Origin of the sequence: Sulfuricella sp. (genome assembly GCA_041651995.1) — a bacterium.
In the GTDB taxonomy this organism is placed as follows: Bacteria; Pseudomonadota; Gammaproteobacteria; order Burkholderiales; family Sulfuricellaceae; genus Sulfurimicrobium.
Window position 1 is genome coordinate 85,026 of sequence record JBAZID010000008.1, and the last position, 12,017, is coordinate 97,042.

The 12,017-nt window shown below is 59.3% G+C and carries 8 protein-coding genes; 4 read left to right on the forward strand and 4 right to left on the reverse strand.

Annotation, left to right across the window (positions count from 1 at the left end):
• Nucleotides 1-22: 22 nt before the first annotated feature.
• Nucleotides 23-1,879, reverse strand: coding sequence for an ATP-binding cassette domain-containing protein (locus WC392_11190; GenBank protein MFA5242926.1), 1,857 nt, complete (start codon nucleotides 1,877-1,879; stop codon nucleotides 23-25).
• Nucleotides 1,880-2,109: 230 nt separating this feature from the next.
• Here WC392_11190 and WC392_11195 point away from each other — a divergent pair, with 230 nt between their 5' ends.
• The gene (locus WC392_11195) at nucleotides 2,110-2,688 is read left to right on the forward strand and encodes a cytochrome b/b6 domain-containing protein (GenBank protein MFA5242927.1); all 579 of its coding nucleotides are present in this window, start codon (nucleotides 2,110-2,112) and stop codon (nucleotides 2,686-2,688) included.
• Here WC392_11195 and WC392_11200 read toward each other — a convergent pair.
• From WC392_11200 to WC392_11210, 3 genes are all read right to left on the reverse strand, one after another.
• Complete coding sequence (locus tag WC392_11200) at nucleotides 2,652-5,303, reverse strand: diguanylate cyclase (protein MFA5242928.1); 2,652 nt, start codon at nucleotides 5,301-5,303, stop codon at nucleotides 2,652-2,654. The genes WC392_11195 and WC392_11200 overlap by 37 nt on opposite strands.
• 87 nt (nucleotides 5,304-5,390) lie before the next feature.
• Nucleotides 5,391-5,948 carry a response regulator transcription factor gene (locus tag WC392_11205; GenBank protein MFA5242929.1) on the reverse strand — a complete coding sequence of 186 codons (558 nt, stop codon included), beginning with the start codon at nucleotides 5,946-5,948 and terminating at the stop codon, nucleotides 5,391-5,393.
• On the reverse strand, nucleotides 5,945-7,219 hold the full coding sequence (locus WC392_11210) for an ATP-binding protein (protein ID MFA5242930.1): 1,275 nt from the start codon (nucleotides 7,217-7,219) through the stop codon (nucleotides 5,945-5,947). Before WC392_11210 ends, WC392_11205 begins: the two co-directional genes overlap by 4 nt.
• Nucleotides 7,220-7,380: 161 nt before the next feature.
• Here WC392_11210 and WC392_11215 point away from each other — a divergent pair, with 161 nt between their 5' ends.
• The 3 genes from WC392_11215 (at nucleotide 7,381) to WC392_11225 (ending at nucleotide 11,889) form a co-directional block, all read left to right on the forward strand.
• Entirely contained in the window at nucleotides 7,381-7,851 is a 471-nt protein-coding gene (locus tag WC392_11215; GenBank protein MFA5242931.1) for a tetratricopeptide repeat protein, read from the forward strand.
• Nucleotides 7,852-8,056: 205 nt separating this feature from the next.
• Nucleotides 8,057-10,348 carry a TonB-dependent receptor gene (locus WC392_11220; protein ID MFA5242932.1) on the forward strand — a complete coding sequence of 764 codons (2,292 nt, stop codon included), beginning with the start codon at nucleotides 8,057-8,059 and terminating at the stop codon, nucleotides 10,346-10,348.
• Nucleotides 10,349-10,359: 11 nt separating this feature from the next.
• On the forward strand, nucleotides 10,360-11,889 hold the full coding sequence (locus tag WC392_11225) for a PepSY domain-containing protein (protein MFA5242933.1): 1,530 nt from the start codon (nucleotides 10,360-10,362) through the stop codon (nucleotides 11,887-11,889).
• Nucleotides 11,890-12,017: the final 128 nt, after the last annotated feature.

Genomic DNA, 12,017 nt, shown 5'->3' on the forward strand with positions numbered 1-12,017 from the left:
TATCGAACTGAGGTTTCTAGGTTCAAATAGCTTCTTCCAGCGCCATTTCCAGTTCCAGCCAGTCTTCTTCCAGTTGCGCCACCCTTGTTTCCAGCTCCTCCCGCTTTTGATTCAGGCCTTGAACCAGCGCGGGGTCCGGGTTCTGGTACAGCCCCGGATCGGCAAGCTGCTCATTGATCGCGGCCAGGCTGGCCTGCGCCTGGTGCAATTCGGTTTCCAGCTTGCTCTGCCGGGAGAGCAAGGCTTTTTTGCGCGGGGCATTCTCACGCCGCGGCTTTTCCGGCGCAACAAGTGCCGCTGGGGCTTTATCAACCTGACGGCGCGTTTCCACCCATGAACGGTAATCTTCCAGGTCGCCGTCGAACAGTGCTGCCGTGCCATCGGCCACCAGCCACAGTTCGTCCGCTGTGGCGCGAATCAGGCTACGGTCGTGGGACACCAGCACCATCGCGCCGCCATACTCTTCCAGCGCCAGGGTCAGCGCATCGCGCATGTCGAGATCGAGATGGTTGGTCGGCTCGTCCAGCAGCAGCAGGTGCGGCTTTTGCCACGCCAGCAGGGCCAGCGCAAGGCGGCTTTTTTCGCCGCCGGAGAAGGTTTCCACTGGCCGGTCATCGCGCTCGCCCGCCAGACCGAAACGGCCGAGAAAATTGCGCAAATCCTGTGTCGTGGCCTGTGGCGCGATTCTGATCAGGTGTTCCAGTGGCGTGGCGGTACTGTCGAGGTGCTCAAGCTGATGCTGGGCGAAATAGCCGATGCGCAGTTCTGGCGCGGCTTCCCGGTTGCCCGCCGAAGGCTGCAACTCGCCCACCAGCAGCTTGATGAGAGTGGACTTGCCCGCCCCGTTGGGGCCCAAGAGGGCGATGCGCGCACCGGAGCGCAGCACCAGATTGATGTTTTCCAGCAGGACCTTGCCGTCATAGCCGCAACTGGCTTTTTCCAGCTTGAGCAGCGTGTCCGGGCTGCGTTCCGGCGCTTCGATTTCAAGTTCGAAATGACCGTGATCGACGTGTGACGGGGCGATGCGTTCCAGCCGCTCCAGCGCCTTGACGCGGCTTTGCGCCTGCTTGGCCTTGCTCGCCTTGGCGCGAAAGCGGCGGATGAAGTCCTCGAGATGCGCAATTTTCTCCTGTTGCTGCGCAAAAGCCTGATTCTGCTGCATGGCCCGTTCGGCGCGGGTGCGCTCGAAGTCATCATAACTGCCGCTATAGAGATCAATGATCTGGTCGTGCACATGGGCGATGCGGTTGACGCAGGCATTGAGGAACTCGCGGTCGTGGGATACCAGCAGCACGCTGCCGGGGTAGCGCGCGAGATACTGTTCCAGCCACAGAATGGCTTCGAGATCGAGGTGGTTGGTGGGCTCGTCCAGCAGCAGCAGATCGGCGCGGCGCATCAGGGCGCGGGCCAGGTTGAGGCGCATGCGCCAGCCGCCGGAAAAGCTCGTCACCGGGCGGGTCAGCTGCTCATTGGAAAACCCCAGCCCGTTGAGCAATTGCGCGGCACGGGAGGGCGCGGCGTAGCCTTCGATGGCCTCGAAGCGATGCTGGGCCTCGAACCAGGCGGCATCATGCGGCTCTTTGGCCAATACGCCCTCCAGCCGGCGCAGCTCGCTGTCGCCATCGAGCACGAATTCCAGCGCGGCACGCCCGGAGTTGTCGATTTCCTGCTCCACGAAGGCCAGGGTCTTGCCCTGCTGGAAGGAGATCTCGCCGCCATCGGGCCGGATCTCGCCGCGAATCAGACGGAAAAGGGTGGACTTGCCGCAGCCGTTCTTGCCCACCAGGCCGACGCGCTGGCTGGCAAAGATCTGCAGGTTGGCATTGTTGAGCAGCGGGGTGCCGCTCTGGAAGTAAATCAGGTTCTGGATCGTTAACATGGCGCGATAATACCAGAATGGGCTACGATGCCGCCCGAAGAGCAATCAACCTGAAAACTCAATTAACCACGGAGGGCACGGAGAGCACGGAGTAAAAATAATGAATTGTGCATTTCTGGGCATTCACCCGTTGGATGAGGTAATAAAAGGCTGTAAATTGCCCTTCTCCGTGTTCTCCGTGCCCTCCGTGGTTTCGAATTAAGGTTTTTTAGATCAATGGAGTAATGGCCATGACCAAAATTTACGTCTGGGATCTGCCGACCCGGCTGTTCCACTGGAGCCTGGTGGCGCTGCTGGCTTTTCAGTGGCTGAGCGGCGAATTCAGTGATGAACTGCTGGAATTTCACCTTCTCGGCGGCTACGCCATTCTCGCCCTGGTGGCCTTTCGCCTGCTGTGGGGCTTGGCTGGCAGCCGCTACGCACGCTTCAGCAGCTTCCTGCGCGGCGTGGGGCCGACCCTCGAATATGCGCGCGCGCTGCGTGCCAATGCCGCGCCGCGCTACCTTGGTCACAACCCGCTGGGTGGCTGGATGATCGTTGCATTGCTCGCCACGCTCGCGCTGCAGGGCATCACCGGCCTGTTTTCCAGCGACGATGTGATGACCAGCGGGCCGCTGCGGCATCTGGTGTCCGAACAGCTTGGCGACATACTGACGGAGCTCCACGAAGGCAGCTTCAACGTGCTGATGACGTTGGTGGTGGTGCATGTGGCTTCGATTGTGGCGCACCGGCTGTTCAAGGGCGAAGACCTGGTGCGGCCGATGCTGACCGGCTACAAGGATTCGGACGAGGCCCCAAAGAAACAGTAGTTGTTGCGTCCCTGTTGCTTGGCCTGGTACATCGCACTGTCGGCATATTTCACCAGCTGGTCGCAATCATCGGTGTCCAGCGGATAAAGAGCGATGCCGATGCTGGTGCTGATGCACAGTTCAAGGCCGTCGAGCAGGAAGGGTTCGCCAAACACCGCAATAACCTTGCGCGCCACGATGGCAGCGCACGCCCGGTCCGCAACCAGGGGCAGCAGCACGGTGAATTCATCCCCGCCCAGGCGCGCCACGGTGTCGGTTTCGCGTACAAAGGCGCGGATGCGCAGCGCTACTTCCTGCAGCAACAGATCGCCAATATGGTGGCCGTGGGTATCGTTCACCTCCTTGAAGTGGTCGAGGTCGAGAAACATCAGCCCGGCCCCGTGCCTGGCGCGCCGCGCCTGCGCCACCACCTGCGTCAGCCGGTCGTAGAACAGGGGGCGGTTGGGCAGATCGGTGAGGGCATCATAATGGGCCAGATGCTGGATGCGCGCCTCGATGGCCTTCTTCTCGCTGATATCTTCCAGGATGGAAATGAAATGCGTCACCTCGCCATCCGCGCCCCGGATCGGCGTGATGGTCTGCAGGGCAATGAATTCCGAGCCATCCTTGCGCTTCTCGACGGTTTCGCTGCTCCACACCTCGCCCTGCAATATGGTCTGCCAAAGCTTGTGGTAATAGTCAGCGTCCTGTTTGCCGGACTTGATAATGCGCGGGGTCTCGCCAAGCACCTCCTGTGACGGATAGCCGGTCATTCGGGTGAAGGACTGGTTCAGCCACTGGATGCGCCCGCGCCGGTCGGTGATGAATACCCCGTTGCTGGCGGAAGCCAGGGCCGTGCCCAGCAGGCGCAGTTGCTGCTGGTCCATGGCTTTTTCCAGTGCGGCACAGATGCGCCCGGCAATCATGCCCAGGCGTTGTGCCATGACGGGGTCGTCGAAAGCCTGTTCATGCCGTGAATACAGAGTGAAAGCGCCATACACCTCGCCACGGGTGATGAGCGGGATAGCCATGGCGGCTTTAAGGTGAAAGCGCTCAGTCATCGCACGCCATGGCAGGCAGGCCAGGTCAGAGCAATGGATAACCTGGGTCTGGCCCAGACGGATGGCCAGGCCCACGGGGCCGCGGCCCTGGGGGGTGTCATCCCAGCGCGTAGCGGTTTTTTCCAGTTCGAAGTGATAGTCTTCGCCCAGCCCGGCACTCGCGGCAATCGAAATTTCCCCGCCGCCCTCCTTGTGGCCGATCCAGACGAACTGGTAGCCCAGCAGGCGCGCCACCTCGCCGCAGATGAATTCGAGCAGGCGGGGCAGCGGCAGGCCGTGCAGCACCTGCTGATCGATTTCATTGAACAGCGTGTCGAGGGCCTGCAACTGCTCGCGCTCGGTCACATCGGCCAGGGTCAACAGCAGCCCTTCGACCTTGCCATCATCTCCCTTGACCGGCGTGAGATTCCAGTCCCAGTAGGTCATTGCCCGTTCGGGCTGGCCCGGATACTCGAATGGCTTGGCATGGGCAACATGGGCCTCGCCGCTTTCCAGTACGCGCCGGAAAATTTCCTCATTTTCGGCATTGGGGTAAAGTGCAAAGTGGTTTTTTCCCGCAAAAAAATCAGGTGTGCGCTGCTGGTCGGCCGCAGCGTAGTTTTCGTTGACGCGGATGAAGTTGAAGCTGGTGTCGAAATAAGCCACCAGCACGTGGATATTGGAAAAAATCCGCTCCATGAGCTGGTTGGCCAGTTTCAGTTCTTGCGCCGCAACGCGATAGCGCTGCTCGCTCAGGGCCAGCGCCTCGCCCTTGCGGTTCAGGTAAATGCCCAGCACAAAAAACATGGCCATGATTATGCTCACCCATGCCAGTGCCAGCAACGCGCTCTCCGGGCGCTCGCCATAATAGCTGAACCCCATGCCCACCATGGCAAGCAGGATCAAGCCATTACCTACAAGCAGCACCACCGGCACGACGAAGCGCAGCAGCGCGCCTCCCGGCCCCTTGCCGAGCAGGAGGGCCGCCAGCCCTTCATTGGAGCGCAGGAACAGCGCGCCCGCGCCCAGCAGCAGAAAGCATAATGATGCGGGGAAAGCCATGCCCGGCGCCACGTCGCCGGCAGGCAGCGCATTCAGGCGGAAAACAACGCCCATCATGGTCTGGAGCGCGATAGCCACCACGGCTAGCGCCAGCGCCTGGGCAAAAAAAGCCCGGCGCGCGCCAGCCCCGCCCAGAAGCAGCAAGGCCGCGCCCAGCAGGATAAAAGCCAGTACCGCATGGGGCAGCATGTGCGTCGCGGCCTGCGTGGGCGCAGCCAGGAACAGGCGCGAAACCGTCTCCTGAATACCCAAACCGGTTTCCGTCAGACCCAGCACGCCCAGTACCAGCACCGCAGCCCCAAGCGCCGCGGCCAGCGCCAGCAACTGGCGCTGGCGCTGGCGCAACAACCACAGGGCAGCACTGCTCGTCAGCAGCAGAAGGGCGGTGGGAACGGGGGTGGGCGGCCCACCGGCGATGAAGACGGTAAGTGCGGGCATGCCAAGCGTCCATCCCAGCAGCACCAGGACACCGGACAGCGCGGTGAAGCCGCAGGCAAAGGCGGTCAGGCGGGAAGAAAAGGCGGTTGCATCCATGAATTACACCAAAATAATTGCAGCAGAAAATTCGGCACGGTGCAGGGGTAAGGAACCGCCGCCGAGAATTCTAACGCAACTTTCCGGCTATTCACGCACCGGGTGCTTCGACAATTTCCTTTGCAGAGTGCGGCGATGCATCTTCAGTGCACGCGCCGTAGCTGAAATGTTGCCCTGGTGCTCCGCCAGCACGCGCTGGATATGTTCCCACTCGAGGCGGTCCACGGATAGCGGCTGGGGCGTGACCGGCACTTCCTCGTCGCCGCCCTCGCGCTCGAACGCCGCAATGATCTGGTCCGCATCGGCCGGTTTGGCGAGATAGTGGGTCGCGCCCAGCTTGATCGCTTCCACCGCGGTCGCGATGCTGGCGAAGCCGGTCAACATGACAATGCGCGTTTCCTCGTCCAGCTCCTTGAGGCGCTTGACCAGCACCAGGCCAGACGGACCGGGCATTTTCAGGTCCACCACGGCGAATTCGGGCGGGCTGGATTCGGCCAGGGAAAGTGCCGTTTCCACCTCATGCGCCACCGTCACGTCGAAGCCGCGCCGCGTCAGCGCCTTCTTTAGCACGTGGCAGAAGGTTTCGTCATCATCCACCAGCAACAGGCTGGGGTGGTCATTCGGGAATTGGGTTTCGTTGGTCATGGTTTGATCAGCAGTTTAGTCAGGGGTAAAGAGATCCGGGTCAGCGCGCCGCCACCCTCACGGTTGGTCAGCAGCACCTTGCCGCCAAAGCGCTCGATGGTCGCGTTGGCAAGAAACAGCCCGATGCCGAAGCCGTGGCCCTTGGTGGTGAAGAAAGGCTGCCCCGCCCGCTGCTGCACTTCCGGCGCGAGGCCCGGCCCGCGATCGCGGATTTCCATCCGCAGCTCATTGTCCTGCCAGTGGCCGAGGATTTCCACGCTGTGAGGCGAGGCATCGGCGGCATTGTTGAGCAGATTGATCAAGGCCTGCGTCAGGGTCTGGTCGGCGATGATCCTCGGCGCAGGCAGGGCCCCCTGCCACTCGGCTTCCATGGCCACACCGGGTCTGACCAGCTGCCATTTCTCAAGCAGATCGTCGAAGTAATGGTTCAGCGGCTGTGCCGCCGCATCCTCGGCCCGTCCCTGCCCGGCGGCGGCGAGCATGTTGGAGAGGATGTGCTTGCAGTTGTCCACCTGCTGCCGCAGCAGGCGCAGATCTTCCACCAGCGCCGGTTCGGCGGCATAGTCCTGCTGCAGCTCGGTAGTCACCACCGCCATGGTCGCCAGCGGCGTTCCCAGCTCGTGCGCCGCCCCGGCCGCCAGCGTTCCCAGCGCCACGATGCGCTCGTTGCGCAGGGTCTCCTCGCGCGCCGCAGCCAGCGCCCGGTCGCGCTCCTTGACCGCATTGGCCATACGCACCACGAAAAAGGCAATCAGAAAGGCGGAGAGCACGAAGGTCAGCCACATGCCGGTCAGGTGCAGATAGACCGCCGTGTTGAAATCGCCATTCCTGGGCATGAGCGGATAGTAGTTGAACATCAGCAGGGTATAGCAGGCCGCCGTGAGCACCGCCATGGACCAGGTATACATGCCGGGAAGCGTGATCGCGGCAATCACCAGCGGCACCAGGTAGAAGGACACCAGCGGATTGGTCGAGCCGCCGGCGTAATACAGCAGCACCGTGATGGCCAGCACGTCCACCAGCAACTGGGCAAAAAACTCTGCGTCCGCCACCGGCCAGTGCTGGCGCAAGCGCCACAAGCTAAACAGGTTGACCAGCGTCAGCAGGGCGATCACCGCAAACAGGGGCGGCAGCGGCAAAGGCAATTCCAGCACCCGGACAGCCAGCACCCCGGCCAGCAGCAGGCCGCCGATCATGAAGCTGCGCAGCACCAGGATGCGACGCAAATTGCTGCTTGAGGGCGCCGGCATGGGCGCGTCTTGTCCGAACATGCTTGGATTCCGCTAAAAACGGGTGAATTGTAATCTCAAGGCCAGGCTTTGTGCGCCGTGGCATTTTGTCACGCGGCATCAGGTCATATTTTGCCTATACCCCGACCCCGCTATGATTTCCGCTTGCCAATCAACCTGCACAGATTAAGGAGATAGCCAAAATGATCCCGCCCCGCCTTGCCCGCCTGCTTGCCTTTGTACCACTTCTACTCGCTCTGGGTGCAACAGCCGCCCATGCCGGCACCGAAGAGGATTTTGACCGCGGCGCTGCTGCGCACCGGCAACAGGACTACAAAACCGCTTTCAAGATCTGGCTGGGCCTGGCCGAAAAAGGGCAGGCAGATGCCCAGTACAACGTGGCGCGCATGCTGCAGGACGGTGATGGCGCGGCACAGAACCCTGTCGAAGCCATGAGATGGTACCGCAAGGCGGCAGAGCAGGGCGACCAGGAATCCCAATACTACCTCGGCCTGATGTACCTGCGCGGTGAAGGCGTGGCCGTGAATGAAGCGGAAGCGCAAAAATGGTTCGCCATGAACCGCAAGCATCACACCATGCATCACAACCATGCGCAGTGGGAAAAATGGCAGCGGCAGTTGGCGGAGATGAACCGGGGCATACTGCGCCAATAAGTAGCACGGGGCAAATCCTGGCAGCAGAAAAATGATCCTGATCAAGTTTTCTTAACGCCGCTCCCGCAAGCGCACCAAAAACATGCGACTTGTTGTCGCGCGGCACCATGCCGCATTTTTTTAGGGAACTTTCGCCTTTAACATGCGACGCTTGAAATAAGGATATGCACATCCACAAAATAACGCTAATTTTACGGAGAAAAAAATGCCCAACATAAAACCCAGCAGCCGCCTTATCGCGGATGTTTATGCCGGAGCAGTATGGAGTGTCATTGCCTATGGCGATCGTGTCAAAACCCACACGAGAAGAAATCCTGCAAAATTCAGCATCAAACCACTCGCTGTTGCATTGCTGGGCACACTGCCTATAGGAGTATTTGCCCAGCCAGCGATTGGGGATACTGTTGTGACGCTGCCCGAGGTGACAGTCAAGAGCACAGTCTCCAGCGAAAAACTCTTGATCGACGAGCCATCGACGACCGGCTCCAGACTTGGACTTACGCCGAGGGAAACGCCGGCCTCGGTCACCATCGTTGATCGTGACACAATCGAGCAACGGGGGGCCACGGATACCCAGGAAATTCTGAAAAGCATTCCTGGTGTCACGGCCGCATCGCCTCCTGGGTCTGCCGGTTCCGTGTTTTACCGTGGGTTCGGCGCATCATCGCTCACCCAGCTATTCAATGGCATCACGGTTCAATACGATGCGATTGCGGCCCGGCCGGTCGACAGCTGGATTTACGACCGCGTCGAGGCGATTGGCGGCCCCTCCACCTTCCTGTTTGGAGCTGGCGCTGTAGGCGGTTCGATCAATTACATCACCAAGCTGGCGAGTCGCGAAGGAGACTTCACACAGGCGCGTGCAAGTTACGGCTCATATGACACAACCCAACTTTCTCTCGGAGTGAACCGGCGGCTGGGGAGTGGTGAGGGGGTAAAGAACTACTTGCGCGCGGACGTCAATCGTTCCGCCTCAAACGGGTATGTCGATGGAAACAAGCGCGAGGCCTGGACAAGCGCGTTTTCATTGTTGACCGACATTACTCCACGGCTTTCGCACACCCTGGCTCTGGAGTATCAGAGCGAGAATGTCGACCGCCCCTATTGGGGAACGCCGCTGCTGAATCCGACCACCGGCGATGGCCGCATCAATCCGGACACGCGCTTCGAGAACTACAACTCGGCGGACGGCATATACGAGCAAACAGTGAAATGGACGCGCTCGCTTCTCGACTACCACTTTTCCGATGCCACCTCGATTCGTAACACGCTTTATCACTATGACGCCCTGCGTGATTACCGGAACGTGGAAGTTTACAAATACAACCCCACCAACACGGCCGTCATCCGGTCTGCCGCATATCTGACCCGCCACGATCAGGAATTGACCGGCGATCGGGTTGAATTGACGCACAAATCCCAGCTCGCGGGCATGCCTTCGGACTGGGCCGCCGGATTTGACTACAGCGTCAACAACCAGACCCGTTTTCCACGCTCAGTTTCCGGGACGGTCAGCACCGTTGACCCGATCAACTTTACCACCGAGTCTTTCTTCAGCATTCCGGGGATGATTCCGGGATTTAATCCGGACCGGAGCAACAAGGTAACAACGCTCGCGCTTTTTCTCGAAAACCGGACGAAACTTTCAAACACGCTTTCGCTGGTTACCGGGCTGAGGCATGATCAGATCGATCTTGAAGTAACCAATCATCGCACCGTTACCGCGACGGACCCCGCGTACTTCAAGCAAACCTATAGCCCGACAACCGGTCGTGTCGGCCTGGTCTATGACATTACCCCGACAGCCAACGCCTACGTCCAGTACAGCACCGCCGCCGACCCACCCGCCGGCATCCTGACGACGGCAAGCTTCAGTCAGGTGCAGAATTTTGACCTGACCACCGGCGATCAGCTTGAAGTCGGCAGTAAGTTCGATTTCCTTCAGGGACGAGGAGTGGCCACGATCGCAGCCTACGAAATCACACGGAAAAATATTGCGATCACCGATCCCAATAATCCGGGAACAACAATCCCGGTAGGACAGCAATCTTCACGCGGGATTGAACTGGCCGCCTCCCTGAAAGTGACCCGTGACTTGACGGCCCAGGGTAACTTATCCTTTGTCGACGCGCAGTACGATGACTTCATGGAAAAAGTGGGTGCTGTTGCGGTTTCGCGCGCAGGCAACACGCCAACCAACGTTCCCGCACGCGTCGCCAATCTCTGGCTGACTTACAGCTTCACCCCTGAGTGGCAGGCGGGCATCGATGCACGCTATGTATCGTCGCGTTATGGCAACACCGCAAATACCATCAGCGACCCGGCCTATACACTGTACGGCGCTTTTGCGTCTTACCGGCTCCAGAAGAACAGCAGCCTGACAGCCCGTATCCGTAATCTGACCGACGAGGTGTACGCTGCATCGGTCACGGGATCGCCCATGTTCTATCTCGGGGCGCCGCGCACATTTGAAGTTGCCTACCAAGGCAACTTCTGAGCAAGTCGGTTGTGAAGCGCTACCTCTTTCTGACGCACCGCTGGCTTGGAATCGCATTGTGCCTGTTTATGGCAATGTGGTTCCTTTCTGGCGTCGTCATGATGTATGTGGGCTATCCCAAACTCTCCGCTTCGGAGCGACTAGAGCGCTTGCCGGCTCTTGATTCGACAGGCTGTTGCATAAGCCTTGGCGAAGCAATGGCGGCAACCGGGAAAGACGAGAATCCGAAAGGAGTACGCTTGACGTCGGTTGCCGACGTGCCACGCTTCATTTTCACATTCGACAAACAGCGAGTCGTTTCGGTCAATGCGCAGAATGGAAAAGGGATAAACGACATATCAGCATCTGAAGCGGTTGAAGCGGCCTCTGTTTTTTCGAAAGGGCAGAAAGTAAAGTATCTGGATCTGGTTCAGGAGGACGCATGGACTCACTCAAAGGCTCTTGATATACACCGCCCGTTGCATCGAATCGAGGTGCAGGATGAAGACGCAACGATGCTTTACGTTTCCTCACGCACCGGAGAGGTCATTCGTGACGCAACCGCGGTTGAGCGGGGCTGGAATTGGGTTGGGGCCTGGATACATCTCCTCTACCCATTTCGGGGTGGTGCGCTTGACAAGCACTGGCACGACATTGTCGTGTATACCTCCCTGCTTGCGACGGTTCTGGCTGTCAGCGGGCTCGTAATCGGCGTAATGCGATGGCGGTTCACAGGGTGTTACAGCAATTCATCAAAATCTCCTTACCGCGCACCGTTCATGCGCTGGCATCATCTGTTTGGCCTGGCTTTCGGGGTATTTGCAATCACCTGGATTTTTAGCGGGCTGATGTCGATGAACCCATGGAAAGTATTTGATTCCGGAGGGAAACCTCTGAATGAACTGGCGTATTCCGGCGGTGCAATCGAGGCGGAAAATTTTCCGGTCGATTTGCATGGACTTCTGAAAAACCCCCAATTGCAAGACAGACCCGCGCGCGAAATCGAGTGGCGAATATTCGACGGCAAGGGCTACCTTATCGCTTTTGACGGCAGTAACCGGACAAGCATCATTCCCGTCTCAAAGGATGAGCCCCCTCTTGCCATGTTTCCGCTGGACCGTCTGGAATTGGCGGGGGCCCGGCTGATTCCGGGCGCTCGAATCGCAAGCAGCGAAATTCTTCGCGAGTATGACTTTTACTATTACCCCCGGGCTTCTCAGGCAATGCTTGGGCACATGGATAGACGCCTGCCTGTCATGCGTTTGAAGTTTGATGATCCCAATTCGACCTGGGTGCATCTTGATCCCTACACCGGAACTGTCGTCGGAAAACTGGACACGTACCAGCGAGTCAAACGCTGGCTCTTCACCCTTTTGCACAATTGGGATTGGATGCCCCTGCTGGACCGGCGCCCGCTTTGGGACGTGCTTCTTATCGTGCTGAGCCTCGGAGGCTTCTTGGTGAGTTGTACTGGAATCGTGATTGGCTGGCACAGGCTGAAACGAAAGCAGGGGAAGCCTGACCGCAAAAATCCTCCCATAACGGACACCAGCAATGCGTAAAAACTCTCGTTGTTGTTGGGAATCTGGCCGGAACAAACCCAGCAGGCGCAGTATTTTTGGATATAAAAAATGATCCTGATCAAGTTTCCGCTACTTAACCCTGCTTCCTGATCCCATCGCGGTGCGGC